The sequence below is a fragment of the Alicyclobacillus sp. SP_1 genome (assembly GCF_024706985.1).
Classification (GTDB): domain Bacteria; phylum Bacillota; class Bacilli; order Alicyclobacillales; family Alicyclobacillaceae; genus Alicyclobacillus_I.
Map to the genome: position 1 here is coordinate 52,095 of NZ_JAMCCX010000008.1, position 19,769 is coordinate 71,863.

General features: G+C 53.0%; 20 protein-coding genes. 17 read left to right on the plus strand and 3 right to left on the minus strand.

The genetic code is table 11. From position 1 onward, the window contains the following. Positions 1-339 precede the first annotated feature (339 nt). The 8 genes from M4I36_RS00895 (at position 340) to mscL (ending at position 11,524) form a co-directional block, all read left to right on the plus strand. Positions 340-2,415, plus strand: coding sequence for a peptidoglycan D,D-transpeptidase FtsI family protein (locus M4I36_RS00895; protein WP_258109730.1), 2,076 nt, complete (start codon positions 340-342; stop codon positions 2,413-2,415). Positions 2,416-2,457: 42 nt separating this feature from the next. Beyond that, the gene (locus M4I36_RS00900; protein WP_258109731.1) at positions 2,458-2,946 is read left to right on the plus strand and encodes an SPFH domain-containing protein; all 489 of its coding nucleotides are present in this window, start codon (positions 2,458-2,460) and stop codon (positions 2,944-2,946) included. Beyond that, the gene (locus M4I36_RS00905; protein ID WP_258109732.1) at positions 2,943-5,180 is read left to right on the plus strand and encodes a glycosyltransferase family 2 protein; all 2,238 of its coding nucleotides are present in this window, start codon (positions 2,943-2,945) and stop codon (positions 5,178-5,180) included. The genes M4I36_RS00900 and M4I36_RS00905 overlap by 4 nt, the downstream gene beginning before the upstream one ends. A 23-nt stretch (positions 5,181-5,203) precedes the next feature. Continuing rightward, entirely contained in the window at positions 5,204-6,853 is a 1,650-nt protein-coding gene (locus M4I36_RS00910) for a glycosyltransferase family 39 protein (RefSeq protein ID WP_258109776.1), read from the plus strand. 43 nt (positions 6,854-6,896) lie between these two features. After that, a complete protein-coding gene (locus M4I36_RS00915; protein ID WP_258109733.1) occupies positions 6,897-8,561 on the plus strand; it encodes an exosortase/archaeosortase family protein in 1,665 nt (554 codons plus the stop codon). A gap of 167 nt (positions 8,562-8,728) precedes the next feature. Next, on the plus strand, positions 8,729-9,223 hold the full coding sequence (locus M4I36_RS00920; protein ID WP_258109734.1) for a hypothetical protein: 495 nt from the start codon (positions 8,729-8,731) through the stop codon (positions 9,221-9,223). A 371-nt stretch (positions 9,224-9,594) separates the two neighbouring features. Further along, positions 9,595-10,932: a cation:proton antiporter gene (locus M4I36_RS00925; RefSeq protein WP_258109735.1), complete on the plus strand. Its 1,338-nt coding sequence runs from the start codon at positions 9,595-9,597 to the stop codon at positions 10,930-10,932. Positions 10,933-11,068: 136 nt separating this feature from the next. Further along, positions 11,069-11,524, plus strand: coding sequence for a large-conductance mechanosensitive channel protein MscL (gene mscL / locus M4I36_RS00930; protein WP_258109736.1), 456 nt, complete (start codon positions 11,069-11,071; stop codon positions 11,522-11,524). 98 nt (positions 11,525-11,622) lie between these two features. Here mscL and M4I36_RS00935 read toward each other — a convergent pair whose 3' ends face one another. After that, on the minus strand, positions 11,623-11,934 hold the full coding sequence (locus tag M4I36_RS00935) for a hypothetical protein (protein WP_258109737.1): 312 nt from the start codon (positions 11,932-11,934) through the stop codon (positions 11,623-11,625). Positions 11,935-11,942: 8 nt separating this feature from the next. Here M4I36_RS00935 and M4I36_RS00940 point away from each other — a divergent pair, with 8 nt between their 5' ends. Beyond that, a complete protein-coding gene (locus M4I36_RS00940; RefSeq protein ID WP_258109738.1) occupies positions 11,943-12,215 on the plus strand; it encodes a hypothetical protein in 273 nt (90 codons plus the stop codon). A 1-nt stretch (position 12,216) separates the two neighbouring features. Here the strand turns inward: M4I36_RS00940 and M4I36_RS16965 are convergent, their stop codons facing one another. Continuing rightward, entirely contained in the window at positions 12,217-12,501 is a 285-nt protein-coding gene (locus M4I36_RS16965; RefSeq protein ID WP_258109739.1) for a hypothetical protein, read from the minus strand. A gap of 171 nt (positions 12,502-12,672) precedes the next feature. On the opposite strand from M4I36_RS16965, the gene M4I36_RS00950 reads away from it, so the two are divergent. The 8 genes from M4I36_RS00950 (at position 12,673) to thiE (ending at position 19,136) form a co-directional block, all read left to right on the plus strand. Then, positions 12,673-12,879, plus strand: coding sequence for a DUF1657 domain-containing protein (locus M4I36_RS00950; RefSeq protein ID WP_258109740.1), 207 nt, complete (start codon positions 12,673-12,675; stop codon positions 12,877-12,879). 87 nt (positions 12,880-12,966) lie between these two features. After that, entirely contained in the window at positions 12,967-13,842 is an 876-nt protein-coding gene (locus M4I36_RS00955) for a DUF421 domain-containing protein (protein ID WP_258109741.1), read from the plus strand. A 35-nt stretch (positions 13,843-13,877) separates the two neighbouring features. After that, positions 13,878-14,351, plus strand: a complete 474-nt coding sequence (gene spoVAC / locus M4I36_RS00960) for a stage V sporulation protein AC (RefSeq protein WP_258109742.1) — start codon at positions 13,878-13,880, stop codon at positions 14,349-14,351. 3 nt (positions 14,352-14,354) lie between these two features. Beyond that, the gene (locus tag M4I36_RS00965) at positions 14,355-15,437 is read left to right on the plus strand and encodes a stage V sporulation protein AD (RefSeq protein WP_258109743.1); all 1,083 of its coding nucleotides are present in this window, start codon (positions 14,355-14,357) and stop codon (positions 15,435-15,437) included. Positions 15,438-15,509: 72 nt separating this feature from the next. After that, positions 15,510-15,860, plus strand: coding sequence for a stage V sporulation protein AE (gene spoVAE, locus M4I36_RS00970; RefSeq protein WP_258109744.1), 351 nt, complete (start codon positions 15,510-15,512; stop codon positions 15,858-15,860). A 310-nt stretch (positions 15,861-16,170) separates the two neighbouring features. Beyond that, positions 16,171-17,442 (plus strand): NRAMP family divalent metal transporter, encoded by a 1,272-nt coding sequence (locus M4I36_RS00975; RefSeq protein WP_258109745.1) that lies wholly within the window; start codon positions 16,171-16,173, stop codon positions 17,440-17,442. A 93-nt stretch (positions 17,443-17,535) separates the two neighbouring features. Then, on the plus strand, positions 17,536-18,417 hold the full coding sequence (thiM, locus tag M4I36_RS00980) for a hydroxyethylthiazole kinase (RefSeq protein ID WP_258109746.1): 882 nt from the start codon (positions 17,536-17,538) through the stop codon (positions 18,415-18,417). Further along, a complete protein-coding gene (gene thiE / locus M4I36_RS00985; protein WP_258109748.1) occupies positions 18,414-19,136 on the plus strand; it encodes a thiamine phosphate synthase in 723 nt (240 codons plus the stop codon). Before thiM ends, thiE begins: the two co-directional genes overlap by 4 nt. Here thiE and M4I36_RS00990 read toward each other — a convergent pair. After that, on the minus strand, positions 19,096-19,638 hold the full coding sequence (locus tag M4I36_RS00990; RefSeq protein ID WP_258109749.1) for an NUDIX hydrolase: 543 nt from the start codon (positions 19,636-19,638) through the stop codon (positions 19,096-19,098). The genes thiE and M4I36_RS00990 overlap by 41 nt on opposite strands. Between the last annotated feature and the right edge of the window lie 131 nt (positions 19,639-19,769).

Genomic DNA, 19,769 nt, shown 5'->3' on the forward strand with positions numbered 1-19,769 from the left:
CTGTGATGTTCCCACTCCGCGCGTTGTTCAAAAACGCTCACAGCGTCAAAAAACATCGCGGGAACTCGGTCCAGTGTGGTAGAGTAGTTCTGTCGACTACTTTTGTCGAATGTTGCACTATCGATTCGGGGAGAGAAGCTGGTCTCCTACTCGCAGTAGGACATTAGCTTGTAGCGCCGACCGATGAGGCGACTTAAGATACCCTCTATTCTCCCCCAACTACTTTCACGAGAGAGACGGACTCCTTGAAAGGGAGTCACGTCACCTGAATGGAAGAGAGAAAAACTTCCATATGAAAACATCCATCCTGAAAAGCGGACAGAGAGTAGGAGGAGAAGCATGCTGCGCGGAAAGTCGCGAAAGTCGGCACGCAGGCGAAATCCGGCATCCCGGCTGTGGATTATCACCGGATTTTCCACCGCTGCTTTGGTTAGCCTGCTGCTGCGTCTCGGTTATGTCCAGGTGGTTCAAGGAGCGGTCTATCGGTCCGAAGCGACGAATGTGGAAGTATCATCCTACCCAGTACTGCCCCCACGAGGGTATATCTATAGCAGCAATGGCACCATTTTGGCGCAGAACCACCCGATATACGATGCATATTTAGCCCGCGTTCCGCATGTGAGCCACGATTATGCGGAGATAGCCAAAAAATTGGCGCCCTGGGTGCACATGACGCCGACTGCCTTATTGGCCGCGATGAAAACCAGTCCGTTATCGCCGCAGGTTCGAATTGCACAGGGGTTGTCCGATGCCGCCATTTCTTATATCTACGAGCATCATAATGAGTTGCCAGGCGTCGAAGTTCAGGTTGATCCGGTTCGCAATTACCCGGAAGGTGACCTGGCTGGACACATCCTTGGATATGTGGGCCCCATCACGAGCCAGACTGAGAACTATTATGTTGGTAAATTACACTACTTAGACAATCAAATTGTGGGAGAGACCGGGATTGAGGCGGAATACAACTCATACTTGGAAGGACACGTGGGCGAAGAGCAGTATTTAATTCGCAGCAATGGAACGGTGAAGTCCATTGGCATGCAGCCACCGCCGCAGTCCGGGGACAACTTGCAACTGACCATCAATTCTGCATATCAGGCACAGGCGCAGAGAATTGTGGCCGACTTTATTCAACGCGACGATGTGATGCGTTATGAAATTCACTCCGCCGCGGCCGTCGTGCTGAATGTGAAGAATGGCGCTGTCGAAGCGTTAGTCAGTTATCCCTACTACAATCCAGAATGGTTCATCAACGGCAGTATTGTCAAACATGAAAATTATCTGAACAAGTCGCAAGCTTTGATTGACAACGTCATCCAAAGTAGAGAGTACCCAGGGTCTGCTGTCAAACCGGCGAATGCCTTGGCAGGACTTGAGTCGGGCACCATTACGCCACAAACTGTGGTGGACGACCGAGGGTATTTGAAGATTGGAGACCGCATCTTTCACAACTGGTATCGACCTGGCTTTGGCGATGTGACGGTGGTCACGGCTCTGGAACATTCAGATGATACGTTCTTTTACCAGCTCGGCATGTGGCTTGGGGGCTGGGTCAATCAGCATTATCCGCATCACGAATCTTATACGCAGTGGGTAAGAACTCGCTTTGTGAAAGCGATTGACACGATTTTTGGCTGGGAGTATAAATTTGGACTTGGACAACTGACGGGGATTGACCTTCCTGGCGAAGTACGTGGACGTTTCTACGAAGAAGACACGCGTAAAAACTATGAAGAAGTTCGCTATCCGCTTTTGAAAGCAGAAGCGAGCATGAAGAAAAAAGGCTATTTTAACAACTGGGGTGCCTTACCTGACTTGGCGTTTGCGGATATTGGACAGTCGCAGGAATTTACACCGATTGAAATGGGACAATTTGTCATGACCATTGCAGACAAAGGCGTCAAATATCGACCGTATGTGTTAAAAGCCATATATCCGGCCGATGAGGTGCCGGGGTCACCGGGAAGTAAGCCAATCTTTGTCGAGAAGCCCAAGGTCCAAGCGCGAATCTCCTTGAATCCTACGGATTTGAAAGCGGTCTACAAAGGGATGTATCTGATGGCCAATGCGCCTGGAGGGCTGCTTTACCAGGGGGGGTTTGCCGGAACGCCGTACCATGCGGCGGGAAAGACAGGTACGGCGCAAATTGTTCTTGACGGCAAGCGCGTGGATGACTCCGTGACCATCGCGTTCGCACCGTTTCATCACCCGCAGGTTGCTATTGCGGTCATGGTCCCAGGTGGCGGAGCGAGTACGACCACTGCGTCGCATATTGCCAAACGCCTGTTTAATGCGTACTTTGAGATGCATCACGAGTATTTTCCAAAGTCCGATTGGTTGCCTGACACATTCCAACCCCATGTATGGAAGCACACATTTGCTTACTGGCAACCAGCAGATGGGTATTTACCGTAAGTCTAGATTCTGGTCGATATCTAGGGAGCGAGGGAACCGGTCGTGGGTGCACAGACATTTGGGCGACAGTGGTTGGGCTTTCGGCGCGAAGTCGTGCTGCGTGAGTTGGCTGCTTATGAGCAAGAGATAGCTGACCTGAGAGCAAAATTGGCGAAAGCAGAACAGCGGTGGCAGCGAGCCGAGGCGGAGCGAGAAGAACTGTCGTTGACTTTGGCAGCCATGCGGCGGCAACAACTCCAACCGCTGTCGTCCGGTTCTGCATCACTGCAGCCAGCCATTGTGCTTGTGGGACCGACAGATGTGCTTGGACCCATTACTCTAGTGGTCGATGCCCTCGAGAGTAGTCCGCACTTCACACCTCGGTTTCGCGTGTTTCGCGACGGTTTTTATCGCGTGGACGGAGAAACAGCGGATCGGACAAAGCTTGTCGACTGGCTCCGCGCGTTGCCGGAAGTCCGCGAGACGCGTCAGGACCAAGAGACCATTCACGTGGTTCCAGGAACTCGTGGAACCGGGGAGCGAAGCGGATGAAGGGTACTCTAAAGCAGCGGGTGGCCGACACTCGCGAGTCAGAGACGTTTGTCTCTCTGCGACCCTATCGCTTGGACGGGTCAGACTCGCTGGTCGATCCGGTCGATCCTACGACGGCCCGAATCATCCCCGCAGATGCAGCTCGCCGTCATCAGTTGCTCGCGTTTGCTCGGGTTGGCACCTGTGTCTGGTTGGCGGCGGTGCATCCGCACGACATCATGGGGACCTTCATGGAACTCGGATTGCCAAGTTCCTATACGTATCGGTGGTGTTACGCGGAGCGCGAAGATCTTCTCTTTGCGCAAGACCGAGTCTATGGGATGGTGGACCGAGAAGGCGGAGAACGGCTCGGGTCTTACCTTCTGCGTACGGGGCGTATTACGACACAAGACTTGGTCGCTGCGTTAGCGGATCAAAATGTGGATGAAGCTGGGCAAAAGCTCGGAGCGATTCTCCTGCAAAGAGGTGTCATCACCAACTGGAATATTGCGGAGGCTGTTGCCAGTCAACGCGGTTATCCGCTGATTGACCTGCTCGGTCAGACAGCTTTGACCAATAATCTCGTTTCCTCGCGTCTTGATGGTGCGTGGGCGTTGGCAGAAGAACGGTTCTGGCACCGTCATTTGATGGTGCCACTCGACGAAGATGAGCAGACGTTGACCGTGGCGATGGTCGATGTGGACGACCGGGAAGCTCTGGAGTATTTGGAGAAGACGGCAAAGAAGCGTTTGCGCGTTTTTGTGACGGGGTCTCGCGATGTCGTGCATGTGCTCAACCAGCGGTTTGGTGCCACACAATCCTTGGAGAGTCAGCTGTCCCTCTTTCGCTTGCGGCCAGAAGACAGTGCCGCAACGCCTGTGTCTCGGGCTCAGTGGTTGTGGATGCTGGCGCTCTTGATGGTCGCGATGGTTGGTTTTATCCTTCGCCCCGTGTGGACAGGGACATTTTTGGCTGCTACGGTCGAAGTGGTCTATGCTTCGGTGAGCCTCTTCCGCCTCATGACAATGTCCGCCGCCATTCGCAGCAACACAGAGTATGTGGTCACGGAAGCAGACATGCAGTCTGTGCCACCGACCTCTTTGCCGGAATACACGGTACTCGTCCCGCTGTATAAGGAAGCGGATGTATTACCCATGTTGACAAAAGCACTCCAACAACTGCGCTATCCGAAGGATCGGCTGGATGTCAAGCTGCTATTAGAGGAAGATGACCGAGAGACTCTAGAAGTTGCTTTGAATGCTCGGCTACCCAGTTACATGGAGATTGTCGTCGTGCCCCATTCCGAGCCACAAACGAAGCCCAAGGCGTGCAATTATGGCCTAGCCAAAGCGCGCGGGGAGTACGTGGTTATCTTTGACGCGGAAGATGTTCCAGAGCCAGACCAACTCTTGAAAGCCGTTACCATTTTTCGTGAGGAACAGAACGAGAATCTTGCTTGCATTCAAGCAAAACTGTCTTATTATAATGAGAATCAGAATATCTTAACGCGCTGGTTTACGGCGGAATATTCGAATTGGTTTGAGTTGCTTCTGCCGTCGCTGTTTCGCTTGGACATGCCCATTCCTCTGGGAGGAACGTCCAATCACTTCCGGACGGACGTGTTGCGTGCCTTGGGCGCGTGGGATCCTTTCAATGTCACGGAAGACGCAGATCTGGGCATTCGCCTTCACAAGTCCGGTTATCGGACGGGGGTGATGAACTCCACCACGTTTGAAGAAGCAAACTCGGACTTTGTGAACTGGGTGCGCCAACGTTCCCGTTGGGTAAAAGGGTATATTCAAACGTGGTTCGTTCACATGAGACATCCTGTGCGCCTATTTGAAGAGCTTGGGAATGTCGGTTTTTGGGGCTTTCAGTCGACGATTGGTGGCATGCCGCTGCAATTTCTTCTAAACCCGATTTTATGGGGCTTGACAGTTGCTTGGTATGTGTTTGGTTCCAGCTACTTGCAGCATGTATTTTCAGGGTGGATTTATTACTTGGGGAATGTCTCGCTGTTTTTTGGGAACGTCGCGTTTATCTACGCCAATCTGATGGGTGTGGTGAAGGCGCAGCGGTGGTCGCTGGCCAAGTGGTGTTTGCTCACGCCCGTTTATTGGGTTTTTATGTCGATTGCTGCGTATAAAGCGCTGTATCAATTCTTTCTGCGTCCCTCCTACTGGGAAAAAACGATTCATGGTATGGCGAGTGAGCACTTTGCGAGCACTGTGGATCAGATGGGTGCAGGGATGTGACGTAGGGAGGGTTGTTATTGGGGATGGTCGCGAGTTCGCAAGAGTTGTTGAACCAGGAGCCCAATCCGTCTCAGTTCTTTCCCCAAGGAGTACCTCGCGCGGTGCGAAGAATTGGACTGACGATGGCACTGCTGTCCGGTGTCGTGTCTTTGACGACGGGGTATCTCTTGGTCTTTCGGTATCATCAACTTTTTGGTGATGCGATTTCGAGAGCTATCGTCGGCATGTACATGACATGGGATGGACACTTTCATCTCGCCGCCATGGGGTTTTACTGGAGTCCACTGCTCAGTTTGTTCTCCGTCCCGTTCGCTCTCGCACGACATTGGTGGCCACCTTTAATGACGTATGGGTTTTCCGCCAATATTTTGTCAGCTTTATTTGCGGCCGTCGGCGTCTATCATCTCTACCGCATCTTGTGGCGCTTCGGTCTATCCCAATGGGCCTCGGTCGTCTGGACAAGCCTCTATCTCTTAAATCCGCTCATCCTTCTCTATTCTGCCAACGGAATGTCGGACGCCATTGAGTGTGCAATACTCTTGGCGATGGTCGATGGTTTGGTCGAATACCTGCAGACCGACCGACTCGGAGCGTTGGTTCGAAGTGCCACCTGGCTGGCAGCGGCGTTTATGGTGCGCTACGAATCCGTCCCGATTGGCGCGTGTCTGGGCATCGCTTTGGTGCTTTCCATATGGATTCGTACTAAAAATTGGTATCGGGCGGAAGCGATTGGGTTGGCTCTTTTGTTTCCAATTGTGATGGCGGGGATTATCTGGATGTTGCTTGGAGCGATGATTATGCACAATCCGTTCTACTTTTTGAATTCGCGCTACTCGAATGGCGCTCAAATCAGCACCGGATCGTACAATTTTCCGCAGGTCTTGGCCGCACGTCATCACCTTGGCGTCACTCTCTATCAAGTGTTCCGATTTATGGACAATTTTTGGGCGTATGCTCCGGCTGCTGTCACCGTCGCCGTCCTACAATTTCGGCGCCGCACCGACTCGATTGGCATCTCATTGCTCGCCGCTTCGTTCGGTGCCCCGTTGCTACAGATAGTGCTCCTGTATTCTCATCGGTCTGCCGATTGGCAACGCTTTTTTATCTACTACATTCCGTTTGGATTTTTGCTGTTCGCATACGTGATTTGGAAACTGCCGATAAGATGGCGCTCATGGTTTGCTTGGATGGGATGCTTTGCACTTGTGGCGAGCAATTACGCCGCTCTCGAAGCGATGAAGTCGCCCGTGTGGGGCAACGGAGATACGAGCGTGTATCAAGCGGTCTTTGATAGCCAGCGGGGGTCACTGAAGGATAACGCGAATTACATGACGCTCGAACAAGGTGAAGTAGAAGCTCATTATATCAATGCGCATCCGCATCTGGTGGTGTTAATCAGTACATTTGACAGCCCGCTGGTGATGCCGTTTATTCGGAGGCCGGGGCAAATCATTTTTTCTGGAGAACCCTCTTATGATTCGATATTGGAAAATCCGCTAGGTCGTGCCAATGCTATTTTGACCGTGCCGAATAGCCCCCATTCGCTCGGCGCGGATACGAGCATCAATCGGATGTATCCTGGACTTTGGGCAGGACATGTGTCTTGGACCAAGCTCATTCACCAGTGGAAAAATGGCGACCGCCTGTATGCGGTCTTAAAGGATGCACCGTAATCGACTGGAATAGTGATGGAGAGTGATGATGGTGGCTATCGGGATGAACCAGCCGTCGAGAACTGCGCTTGGGTCGAAGAGTGTTCGGGTTAGTGCGCTCTCTCGATGGTGGTGGATCACGTTTTGGGTGGTCGGCACCGCGCTGCCATTCGGGCCGTTTCTGACCTCCATGGTCAAGGCCGCCTTGGCGGATACGCCTTACGCCTATCTGATGTGGATCCCGATTTTCTCCTTCGCGTGGGCCGCTTTGTCTCTGCGCCATGTGCCATCCTATAGTGACGACCGAGAGTTGAACGCCATTGTTGGGGTCTTTATCACGGTGACTTCCGGAATCTTTCTCTACTATGGGAGCTATCATTGGGCCTTTCGTTATGTGGCTAACGGTGATGCCTTGCTTTTGTGGCCGCTATGGGGACTGGGACTGGCTTGGTTGTTCTTTGGAGTCGGCGTCACCCGATTTCTGTGGAAGCCTCTCGCCTATCTCATGCTTTGTTGGACTCCCCTTTATACGGAAGTCGTTCGCTGGACCAACCCACGGCTAGAGACGATGGACAACGCCTTGATGAGAGGATTGTTTGACCACTTTTCCTGGGTTCGACTAGGTTCCACTTATGGAAGCTACGATGTATTTGGGCATAGCAAGTGGTCCCTGTTGATTGTCTCCAGCCCTTGCAGCGGAGCCGACAGCTTTTTGGCGATGGTCGTCTGGCTGCCAGTTCTTCTGGTTGCCTTTAAGGCAACTTGGCAGCAGCGGACCCTTCTCATCGTGCTCGGCGCCGTCATGGCAATATGTCTGAACTGGATGCGGCTCATCGGTTTGGTTGCCGCGACGCACTGGTTTGGGCCTGGGATTACCTTCGGATGGATTCACCCGGTTCTGGGAGCTGTTTTGTTCGCCGTGGCTTTAACGATGCTCTTGCTCATTGGGCATCGCCTTGGATTAAAGCCTAAGTCGCCACAAAAGGACCAGCAGCATCTGAAGACGCCAGGGGTTATGCGCAGTGGATTTGGAGCACTGTCCATTGCGACATTGACGGGACTTCTCCTTCCACTGTACCTGCCGGACTCGGGAACCGTGGTTACGCCCATCCCAACGAAGACAGAGCAAATTTCCCGTTTGATGCCAGCGAATATGCCTGGGTATCAGCGGCAGGTGTTGCTGCGTCAAAATGAGAGTTCCTTGTTTGGAGCGGGATCTTACGGAGAAGCTTACTCTTACATGAGCCGAGATGGATACGCACTGCTCGCTGAAGAGTTTCGAAGTTATCAGCTGTCCGCTTTGCAAAGTTACGGTGTAGACCATTGCTTACTGTTTCACGGCAATACTATTTTGGCATCCCGTCAATACAGTCTTCGTCGCGGTATCACGGCGGACGCATTCATCATTTCTCTGCCGGTTGTGGGTAAAGCCGGGCGGCCTTCCTTGTACGTGGATCTGTCGTATATTTATGCGGTTCAAACCAACGGCAAAACCGCCTACTTGCGAGCGGAATTTGCGGGTTCTCTGGTGAATTCCAGTCAGCGTCAAGGTGATAGGCACAATGTGGCGTCGTTACTTCCAGTTGCCTTCTCAGAGACTGGAGGAGCGCGATGGTCGCGCTCGAACAGCCATTGGTCAGCATCCGTTCAGGCAAGGGAAGACAAATTTTTTACCTTCGTCCAGACGTTTGCTAAATTCACTTTGCCGAATCCTTCAGCGACCCAGTGAGCTTGAGTGCGATAATCCTTAAATTTGTGAAAGTATGTATGGACAGCTGAAAACTTTATGCTAAACTTACCATAGTAACTAATATATTTGTTAGTTAATAAGAACAAGTTTGTTTCCTGTAGAGAACAAAAAGTCCACGAATTGTGGAAGAGTATGGGGGAACGGCGATGAAAACATGGACAAGTGCATGGCTTTCACTCTTTACCGTGGGTGCGTTGCTCGGCGCGGCGGCGTTGTCAGCACCAAATGCTTTGGCCGCGACAGGACCGGGGACGGGTTCAACTACAACGACGAGCGGACCTCTGGGTAGTTCGCGGACGAATCCTGCTCCGGGTTCACCAAGTCCGTCAAGTCCAGGAGGCTCATCGAATTCTGGACGTTCACAAAATACTACAGGTGGCTCATCAACTCCATCAAAACCACCAGGTCCAGCGGGCACATCAGGTAAGGGGTCTGGCTCTAAACAAGACGGAAAGTCTTCCAACGACAATTCTGGTTCGAGTAAATCGAATCAATCCAAGACGGGTACACAAGGCAATCCAACCCAAGCCCCAGGTGGAGTTAAACCTTTGGATGCTCCAGAGGTTCCTTACGCGGCGATATTTCCACTGATGGCGGTACTTGCGTTTGGTATTTACCGTTGGCGAGTCCGCAAGGCTTAAGCAGAATAAGTAAAGGCACAGGTATTCGATGAAACGTCGGCCGTTTCTCTTCTTTGACGGAGTGAGGTGAGCAGACGAAGGATTAAGAAGTAGCTGAGATGCTTTTCTTCTCTTTCGGTTGAATTTCTTGCCCGACTCTGGCGCAGGGCAACAGACTTCAATGGAGGTCGAACTTGCGGCGGCGAGGAAATCTGTGATAACCTGTAGCATGAAAATAGAACATGTGGATACTACGGAGGAGCCTGTCGCCAGGTTCCTTTTTTGTCTTCTCTGACGATTCCATGCGCGCTTTACTTTGGTGTGGGTGTGCGAAACGAATGTGAAGTTTCAAAGCGGCTTGAATACGGCAAGACTGGTCAGGAGCGAAGACATTGAATTCACCCGCGTTTACGATGGCAGAACAGATGGTTGAAATGCTCTTCTTTGTCTTTTTAGGTGGTTCAGTGGCTAGTGTTCTAGCCGAGAAATCAAACGTGCCAGATGTCGTCTGGTTCTTGCTCGTGGGCATGCTTCTCGGGCCGTCTGTGCTTAGCGTTCTTCACGTGCCCACAGAGTCTTTGTTAAACCAGAGCGTTTTGCTGCTGGGCGCTTCCTTCATTCTGTTTCACGGCGGTACCATGACCAATTTGCACGTTTTGCGCCGTATGTGGGTGAGCGTGCTGCTTCTGTCCACCGTGGGTGTCTTGGTAACGGCGGCGGTTGTGGCGGTGGCAGTACATGCCCTGTTTGCCCTTTCCTTTTCGACTGCGTTTCTGCTCGGGGCTGTGGTTGCCTCGACGGACCCCGCGTCGCTCATCCCGATTTTTCAGCGCTACCGAATTCGGGAGCGAGTGGCTCAAGCTATCATTGCAGAATCGGCTTTTACGGATGCCACCGGGGCGATTGTCACGACGGTTGTCTTTGCGACTCTTGTTCCTATGGCTGTGGGTGTGCCGAAGAGTGTTTCGGCAGCAGGGGTGGCACTACAGAGCGCACATCCCTCTATTGGTGAAACTGTTAGCCAGACAGCGCATATCACCTCACTTTTTGTGTCAGCGGCCCAGTTGGCACTGGGCGGCATGGTTGTTGGTGTGGTTATCGGCGGACTAACCGCGCTATTGCTGTCCCGCAGTCGGTCAGGGAACGTGCGTAGATTTCCGTTCATCCCCACGTCCCTCGCTGTAGTTTGCTGCGTCCTGGCAAGTCTGACGCTTGCGAATGTACTGCACGCCAGTCTCTTTATGAGTGTGTTTGTGGCGGGACTCACGGTCGCCAATGGTAATAAAGGTGCCCTCGCCACATCGCCGCTGACCGTTCAATCGATGGAATCTTTTCTCGACGTTCTGAATCTGCCGTTACGAATTCTCATCTTCATTTTTTTAGGTAGTCAAGTACAGCTGATGATTCTCTGGAAGTATGGTTGGAAAATAGCGGTTGTGACGCTCGTTTTTCTGTTCTTAGCGCGACCTATGACGGTTGGGTGTTCTCTCTTGCCAGACCGCTTTGCCAGATGGCAAGCTCGCGAATTACTGTTTTTCTGCTGGACGCGGGAAACTGGAGTTTTAGCCGCCGCTTTGATTGGCATGGTCACGAGTTCGGCTGTCGTGCCACATCCCGCCCTGCTCAAGAGTGTGACGTTGGTTTTTATCCTCGTTACCCTGTTGCTTCAAGCCAGCACGGCCCCTACGCTGGCGAAATGGTTACATCTGCGGGAAGAATCGAGTGGGTGATTTGGGACAGGAGTCTACGGCCATGCCAGAGAATGTTATTCTATCAGGTAGCATCACCAACGACATTTCGCGGACAGACGAGCGCTCAAGTTCAACGAGCAGCAGACAAAGGCTTTGAAACGGGGAGTGACGAGGAGTGTTGGAAGAGTTCAAAAAGTTCATTGCGCGGGGAAATGTGGTCGATCTCGCCATCGGCATCATCGTGGGTGGTGCCTTTGGCAAGGTCGTCTCATCGCTTGTCAATGACATCGTCATGCCGCCGCTTGGCCTCTTACTCGGCAAAGTGGATTTTTCCGACCTTTACATTAATTTGTCGCGCACCCATTACGCCACGTTCGAAAAAGCACAAGCTGCAGGTGCGCCGACCATTAACTATGGAGCGTTTCTCGGCAATGTGGTGGACTTCTTTATTATCTCTATCTGCATTTTTCTGGTCATTCGCCAAGTCAATCGCTTCCATCGTCAAAAACCAGAAACTCACCGGCCAGTTGAGCCGGAGACGAAAAGTTGCCCATACTGCATGTCCAACATTCCTTCTGCTGCTACTCGTTGCCCGAATTGCACGTCTCATCTCATTCACATTCGCTCATAAATGACCATGGCGCACCAGTATGTCACCGGGCACCATGGTTATCTTTCGCATGATTAGAAAACGTTTTTGAGAGCTTTGGTGGTCAGAATACGGAGCGATCACCAAAAATAAAGAGGGTTGCTGAGGGCCGCTAGCAGGGTGTCATCGACTTCAGCAAAATGTCTCCACACTTCGGCGTAGAGAAAGCTCTGACCAAAGGTCGGAAACGTGTGCAGAACTTCGGTGGAATCTTCCGAAGATGTGGTACTCCAGACGATGCCGGGGGCACCGACCAAGCGGACTTCGTCTCCCGGCTGTAAGTTGCTTGCGCAGAGGGAGACCATCTTTTGATTGCTCTCCGAAGCCCGCTCCTCCGATGCACTGAGGCGGTCGCGCCATATACCGTATTGTTGGACACAAAATCGTTTCAAAGGGACCTATGGACCACCATCTGGGTCACGGTTTTGACCACGATACTTCTTTTGTCTTAGCCTGGCTGATTGCTATCTATCTGCGGTTCAACAAAGGAAGACTGGCGAAAATCGTCTCTTCTCTATACATCGTTCCGATGTTCATTCCGGTCGTCATTGCCTCGTATGCGCTGGTTGAGTTTTGGAATGACGGTGGCATTGGAACGGCTCTGGAAAGTCAAAGCTCGCATCGGCCTAACTTGGACAGATATGTATCACCCCTCCGAAGAATTATTGCGTGAATTAGAACCTGAGTATCTTTGTCTCATGTAGCGATTTCTGCAGCCAGCGTTCATTCAAGCCTGCGCTCAGGCAGAACGCGACGAACATCATACGCTCAACGAGACGCTCAATCGGCTTTGGCCGATTCGCGTCGAGCAGCCGGAATTGCGGCATCACTTTGCGTCCGACCACTTGTTTCATGGGGCGCGGTCCGTTCATACATTCGCCAATCGCGGCATCAACCTGTGCGTCTGGACGGTCGACGAAGTGTACGACATGAATGCAATGCTCCGCTGTGGAGTTCACGGTATCATTTCCAATCGCATCGACCGTCTCGTATCGCTCGTCAAATCCGCGTGTCCAGAGCGGCCCAATGGCACCTCTCTCTAGCCCTCCGAATCGAAACCTCCCTTCGCCTTGCGGTATACCCCAGTTTTCGGTGGGTATGATAATCCCACCAGAACTGGGGGTGATATTTTGACCGTAGCGCAGCAGGTGAAGACCACCGTGGCATCGCTCAAAAGTGCGCAAGCCAATCTTGAGACGTTTGCCCTCTCCACCCAAAATCAGCAGGCAAAGCAAATGTACACCGAGGCAGCAAAAACCGCGCAAACGCTGGTGGATACGCTCGAACAGCGCGTTTCCCAGATAGAACAAGAGGAGCCGACTTACGCCGGCTTTTAAGTTCGTGGTTGAATTCCGCACAAACGTGGTCTCGTCAGTATGGCCGAGGAGGGAGACACGTTCTCCCTCTCTGTCTGGAGGGTCAAGATGCCAGTCTGGTTAAATATTTTGCTGCGGGCACTCGTCTCGTTTTTGGCGGTCTTTTTATTCACCCGCCTGATTGGCAAACGACAATTGTCGCAAATTACGTTTTTTGAATATACGGTCGGTATTGCCATCGGGGACATGGCGGCCATCATTGCGGACGACATTCAGGATGTCTGGTACAAGGGCGTTTTGCCGATGTTCGTCTACACGGCGTTGCCCATTGGCCTAAGTATTTTAGCCATGAAGAGCAAAGTTGCCCGCAACATCGTTGAAGGGCGAGCGAGGGTTCTTGTCAAAGACGGAAAAATCATGGAAGACAACTTAAAAAAAGAGCGTATGTCGGTCGATGAACTGCTTGAACAATTGCGCTCCCGCGGCGCATTTCAGGCTGCAGACGTGGAGTTTGCACTGATGGAGTCGAATGGCCAGGTCAACGTTTTGTTGAAGTCGGAAAATCAGCCCCTGACCGCCAAAAGTATCGGGCGGCCGATGGCTCCTGTCACCGCACCGCAAGCGGTCATTATGGATGGCAGCATGGTCGATGAGGGTCTCGCGGCGCTCGGATTCAACCGCCGCTGGCTTCATGCGGAACTGGAGAAGCAAGGTGTAACGGTAGACAACGTCTTTCTCGGTCAGGTGGATGGCACAGGGCAGTTGTATGTCGATTTGTATGACGACAAGATTCAAGTTCCCGTTCCACAAACTCTAAAATTGACGTTTGTCACTTTAAAGAAAGTTCAAGCAGACCTCGAACTCTATGCTTTGTCCGTAGAAAATGTGGAGGCAAAACGCGATTATGCTCGCGGCGCCGTCATACTAAAGTCTTTATTGCGGCGCTTGCAACCGTTTCTCGATGGCGCTGGCAGTGGATTGTAAGATGTGCTTCGTTCAGACACAAGGAGGGAGAGCGCATGGCACAAGCCAACGCAAAAAAATTGACACCGATACAGCGGGAATATCAGGCTCTGGCCAAAGCCTATGAGCCGTCTCGCCCGTTGTTGCAAAATTTCATTCGGGCATTCGTGGTCGGCGGCGCGATTTCCGTTCTCGGCCAGGGCCTGGAAGACATGTTCATTCACTACTTTGGGTTTACACAAAAGACCGCAGGCAATCCAACCGTCGCCATTCTCATACTACTGGCAGCTCTTGCGACCGGGCTCGGGGTGTTCGACAAACTTGCCTCTTTTGCGGGTGCGGGAACGGCCGTTCCAGTCACTGGATTCGCCAATTCCATTGTTTCAACAGCCCTCGAGCACAAGAGTGAGGGGTATGTCCTCGGAGTCGGTGGGAATATGTTCAAATTGGCCGGATCCGTTCTCGTGTTTGGCGTCGTCGCCGCATTTTTCATCGGGATCATCCGCAGTTTACCAGGACTTGGAGGTTGACTTGTGCTCATTGGACACCAGAGTTGGAAGTTCTCCACCCGTCCTCAAATTCTCTCCACGGCTGTGGTTGGAGGGCCGTTTGAAGCACAAGGACCGTTGGCAGAGGATTTTGACATTCTCCATGGAGATTTATTGCTGCAACAGAAAAGTTGGGAACAAGCGGAGCAGATGCTCCTTCACGAGGCGTGCGACAAAGCTATCGAGAAAGCGCACCTGACCAAAGACCGCATTCAGTTCTTTCTCAGTGGCGACCTGATGAATCAAATCATCTCTTCGTCGTTTGCCGCGAGAACTTTGGCCAGCCCGTACCTCGGAATTTTCGGTGCTTGCTCCACTTCGATGGAAGGCTTGGCTTTGGCGGCACTGTTAGTGGACAAGCAGTGCGCGCGCTATGTGATGACGGCGACCGCGAGTCACAACGCGTCTGCTGAGAAGCAATATCGGTATCCTACAGAGTACGGGTCGCAAAAGCCACCTACAGCTCAGTGGACTGTGACTGCGGGGGGTGCGGCGGTCGTTGGAGCCGTCGAAGCAGCAGCGAACGAGGCGGTGGATGGTAGCGTGATCGACCCGATTGCGAAGGATGAGGAGACAAAAGGTCGACTGGCGGTCACCAGCGCCACGGTTGGGCGGGTGGTGGATATGGGCTTGACGGACCCGTTCAACATGGGTGCAGCGATGGCTCCGGCAGCTCTTGCGACCATCGAGGCGCACTTTCGAGATTTGGACGTGGGCGAAGAACATTATGATTTGGTGGTCACGGGCGATTTGGGGAAAGTGGGTGCCAAGATTCTCGGCGAACTGATGGTGCGGCATGGTATACACATCCCCGATGACCGATATGCGGACTGCGGTCTGCTTATTTACGGAGACAACCCTGCGGTCTGGTCGGGAGGCAGCGGTTGTGGTTGTTCCGCTTCAGTGACATACGGACACCTGTTTCGTGAACTACGGCGAGGGCGTTGGAAACGTATCTTGGTGGTGGCTACGGGGGCCCTGCTGTCGCCGCTATCCTTTCAGCAAGGGGAGAGTATCCCTTGCATTGCCCATGCGGTCGCTATCGAACGAGACGGAGATACGCCCTGACAAGCAGTCGGTGTGGAGCGGTTGCAGTGGCTTTTTGGCAGTGAGTATGGGAGCGAGGGGGCGGAGTTTACCATGATATACGTATGGGCTTTTCTGGTTGGTGGATTCATCTGTTTGATTGGCCAATTTCTGATGGATGTGATGAAGTTGACGCCGGCCCACACCGTGTCCACGCTGGTCGTTGCTGGCGCGATTCTTGGTGGTCTTGGCTGGTACGACAAAATCACGGAATTTGCAGGAGCCGGGGCCACGGTTCCGATTACGTCCTTTGGCAATGCACTGGTCAACGGAGCTCTGATGGAAGCGAAAACTCAGGGGTTGGTCGGTGTTTTGACGGGGATTTTCGAAGTCACGAGTGCTGGTATTTCTGCAGCGATTGTATTTGGTTTTTTAGCGGCGGTCGTCTTCAAACCGAAGGGGTGACATGCGCCCCTAGCGGCATGCTCAAGATGGGCGGTCTTCTTGCGGCCGTCGATCATCGTACTCTTCGCTTTTTTGCGAAGACGGCCTTGTTGGACGCTTCTACGACATCCATGTGCATCATAAAATTCTTCGAATTAGTTTCAACTAACTCTTGATGTTATATAAATCAAACTATATAATAGGCGACAGTAAAGTTGACTAGATGAGTCAACAATGCGCGGCGCTGGTCGCGCTAACAGGAGTCGTATCTTGGACCGAGCTCAGTCGCTCACCGAACCACTGACGATTCACCTATGAAGGAGTTGCAGAAATGGCTACTGATTCGACAAAATCTCCGATGCAACGAGCGGCGGGCGTAGGGTTAAAAGCATTTCTTCTTGCAATTGGCCCTGGACTGGTGGTCATGTTGGCAGATTCGGACGTGGGCAGCGTCATCACCGCTGCACAGAGTGGAGCGGAGTGGGGATACAAATTACTACTCTTACAATTTATTTTAATGCCCATTCTCTACATGGTTCAGGAACTCACCGTCCGCCTTGGGATTTTTACAAAGAAGGGACACGGGGAGTTAATTCGTGAGACGTTTGGGGGAGTGTGGTCGTACGTTTCACTGACAGGACTAGGGTTGTCCGCAGCCGGAGGACTGCTTACCGAATTTACGGGTTTTGCTGGTGTGTGCAGCCTTTTTGGCATTGGACGATGGGTGGGGGTTGTGCTCGGTATTGTCTTTTTGCTTCTCGTCGTTTACACCGGTGCTTACCGCAAAGTTGAGCGAATCGCCATTTTGGTCGGTCTGTTTGAACTTGTGTTTTTCGGCATTGCCATTGTCAGTCACCCGAATCTGCACGATATGATAACGAGTCTCGCAGACATGCCTATAGGTAACAACGGTTACTTGTTGCTGGTGTCTGCCAGCATTGGAGCGGTCATCATGCCGTTTATGATTTTTTATCAACAGTCGGCTGTGACCGATAAAGGCTTGGGGCCTGCCTCGTATAAACATGCCAAAATAGACACGGCCATCGGCGCCGTTTTGACACAGGCTATCATGGCGGCGGTTCTGATTGCGACTGCCGCGACGATTGGCCGCGTGCATCCGAATGTACCCCTTAACACAGTCGGTCAGTTGTCGACTGCGTTAACGCCGTTTCTCGGCCACCAGTTAGGGCGCGATGTCTATGCGTTTGGCATGATTGGAGCAGGCGCGGTAGCGGCTATCGTCGAATCGCTAGGGTTTGCTTGGGGCTTTGGTGAGGTTACCCGGGTCAAACATTCTCTGGAGCATCACGTCATGGAGGCACCTTGGTTTTACGGTGTTTTCACATTCATCGTGCTGGCCGCTGGAACGATGGTCATTGTCGTGCGCAATTTGGTCTCTCTCGACATTTTGGTGGAAGTCGTCAATGCGTTTTTGTTGCCGCTGGTGCTCGGCTTTTTGGTCGCTCTCGCCATCAAGGCTCTACCAGACGGCGTTCGTCTTCGCGGCTGGTACAAGTGGGTGGTGATTGTTGTCGTTGTTGTCACCGCGGGTCTCGGTGTCTACGGCGGGTTGACGGTCATCCCGGGGTTTCCCGGACTCTAATTCTTCGGACCCGCACCAAGACGTTCGTAGTACGATGAAGGGAATTCTGTTACATTCGTTATCGACGTCATTCCGGCATCAGGAGGGATGCAGATGAAGCTCGGCCACTGGTTGAATCGCGTGCAACAGGGGCGCCCGCTCGTCCACAACATCACAAATTTAGTCGTGATGAACACGGTTGCGAACACGCTACTCGCGGTCGGTGCCGCTCCAGTCATGGCGCATGCCGTGGAAGAGGTCGCGGACATGACGCGTATCTCTAAAGCGCTCTGTCTCAACATTGGCACCGTTGATGCAGATGTTGTCACAGCCATGCGGCTCGCTGGCTGTGAGGCCAATCGCTGTGGAGTGCCAGTGGTGTTCGATCCGGTCGGGACCGGCGCGACTCCCTTTCGCACAGACTCTGTCGAACGCTTGGTCGCTGAAGTACAGGTAGACATTTTGCGCGGCAATGCTGGCGAAATAGGGCAATTGGTTGGTTCTGGGGGTAGCGTGATCGGCGTGGATTCACACGGCACCAACGCAGACTTACCGGAAGCGATGCGACGATATGCGCTCGCGTTTGGAACGGTCTTGGTGGCAACGGGTGCGGTCGATATTGTCACGGATGGGGAGACAATTTGGAAGCTGTACAATGGCCATCCCATGTTGGCGAGGGTCACGGGGATGGGTTGCGCGCTGACTGGGCTTGTCGGGGCGTTTGTCGGCGTGGTCAGCCGAGGAGGTCAAGCGAATTTTGAAACAGCGGGAAATTGGCGTGCCTCCCAGGCCATTTTACCGTCGAATTCGGCGGCTACCCTGCGGGTGTATGCGGAGGCCGCGATGGCCGCCATCACTTGTCTCAACGTGGCCGCAGAACTGGCCGCGGAACGTGCCGACGGACCCGGGTCGTTTTATATCGCCTTGCTCGACGCACTCTATCAAATGACGCCTGCAACCATTGAGAGCCGACTGCGAAAGGAGCAGATGAAATGACGGACCATGGACGCCTGATATCTTCGCGTTCTTTGGCTGACCGATTGCGCGTTTACGTCGTGACGGATGGGCGCGAGGATGAGACCAGCTTGCTCGACGCAGTCGCGTCGGCGCTGGAAGGGGGCGCGACTACCGTGCAATTGCGTCAAAAAAATGCAGATGGTGGACGCCTCGTTGCGATTGGACGGGAAATTCGCAAAATCACCGCGCGCTTTGGAGCACTTTACGTCGTCAATGATCGCTTGGATGTAGCTCTGTTGACGGAGGCGGATGGATTGCACGTCGGTCAGACGGATATCTCCTGCCGCGATGCCCGGAGTCTTATGCCGCATGGGATTCTCGGGGTTTCGGTCGGCACCGTCGAAGAGGCGCTGGCCGCCATCCGCGACGGTGCCGATTACCTGGGTGTGGGGGCCATCTTTCCAACCGCCACGAAGCAAGATGCGGACCTCTGTGGATTGGACGGACTGGCCGCGATTCGCGCCGCCGTGACGGCCGACACAGCCGGCTCGAAGAGTCGAGAGCGAACTGCACTCGTGGCCATTGGCGGAATTACGGTGGACAATGCGATTCAAGTCCGCGCGGCGGGAGCCGACGGAGTGGCGGTCGTCTCTGCTGTGATGGGCGCCCGTAGCGCGGCCGATGCAGCTCGAAGGCTCATCGAGATGATGCAGGAGTCTATCGGTGTAGGAAGTCTTTCGTCAGGAAATACGCAGTGACTGAGAAAATTTGAGGCACCTCTCCGCTCCGTATCATCGCCCCAAACTCGTGAAAAGGTATCAGGTGCACCTCAAGCTCCTCGGTACTGTCTAAATGTTGTTCTTCCGTGCACACTGCCCGCTGGAACAAGTAAGTGCGGGAGCGATTGTTGGAAGTGGCTGGATTCGGGTAAAACTCGCCGAGCAGTATCGGTGATTCGAGAGAACGGTAACCCGTCTCTTCCGCCACCTCACGAACAATGGCTTCCCTCGGGTCTTCTCCGGGCTCCATCATCCCTCCTGGAATTTCCAGAAGAAAGTCCCCAATCCCATGCCGATATTGTTTCACCAACACTATCTCGTCCTTTTCCGTCAACACGACGGCATTCACCCAATCGGTGTATTCCTGAATATACGAGTCAATCTCCATACCGCTTGGAAGTCGGCAGTGGTCTCTTCTTGTGCGAATGTACGGGGCGTTTTCCACGACGTATTGACTCGATAGCACGGTCCATTTTTTCATCGCAAGGCTCCTTTAAGGTTCTCATCGTGACAAACTTTGCCGACGCCCGCCATTGCCCTTGCTGGGCGAAACAGGTCCTGTCCATAAGTTTATCACAGGACTTGTCGTCCTCAGTTGACGAATCTCTCTTA

Excerpts from the sequence above, each read along its gene's own strand:
- M4I36_RS00895 (WP_258109730.1), top strand. The coding sequence starts at position 340 with ATGCTGCGCGGAAAGTCGCGAAAGTCGGCACGCAGGCGAAATCCGGCA.
- M4I36_RS00990 (WP_258109749.1), bottom strand. The coding sequence starts at position 19,638 with ATGAAAAAATGGACCGTGCTATCGAGTCAATACGTCGTGGAAAACGCC.
- spoVAC (WP_258109742.1), top strand. The coding sequence starts at position 13,878 with ATGGCACAAGCCAACGCAAAAAAATTGACACCGATACAGCGGGAATAT.
- spoVAE (WP_258109744.1), top strand. The coding sequence starts at position 15,510 with ATGATATACGTATGGGCTTTTCTGGTTGGTGGATTCATCTGTTTGATT.
- thiE (WP_258109748.1), top strand. The coding sequence starts at position 18,414 with ATGACGGACCATGGACGCCTGATATCTTCGCGTTCTTTGGCTGACCGA.
- M4I36_RS00955 (WP_258109741.1), top strand. The coding sequence starts at position 12,967 with ATGCCAGTCTGGTTAAATATTTTGCTGCGGGCACTCGTCTCGTTTTTG.
- M4I36_RS00940 (WP_258109738.1), top strand. The coding sequence starts at position 11,943 with ATGGACCACCATCTGGGTCACGGTTTTGACCACGATACTTCTTTTGTC.
- M4I36_RS00915 (WP_258109733.1), top strand. The coding sequence starts at position 6,897 with ATGAACCAGCCGTCGAGAACTGCGCTTGGGTCGAAGAGTGTTCGGGTT.
- thiM (WP_258109746.1), top strand. The coding sequence starts at position 17,536 with ATGAAGCTCGGCCACTGGTTGAATCGCGTGCAACAGGGGCGCCCGCTC.
- M4I36_RS00905 (WP_258109732.1), top strand. The coding sequence starts at position 2,943 with ATGAAGGGTACTCTAAAGCAGCGGGTGGCCGACACTCGCGAGTCAGAG.
- M4I36_RS00920 (WP_258109734.1), top strand. The coding sequence starts at position 8,729 with ATGAAAACATGGACAAGTGCATGGCTTTCACTCTTTACCGTGGGTGCG.
- M4I36_RS00975 (WP_258109745.1), top strand. The coding sequence starts at position 16,171 with ATGGCTACTGATTCGACAAAATCTCCGATGCAACGAGCGGCGGGCGTA.
- M4I36_RS00910 (WP_258109776.1), top strand. The coding sequence starts at position 5,204 with ATGGTCGCGAGTTCGCAAGAGTTGTTGAACCAGGAGCCCAATCCGTCT.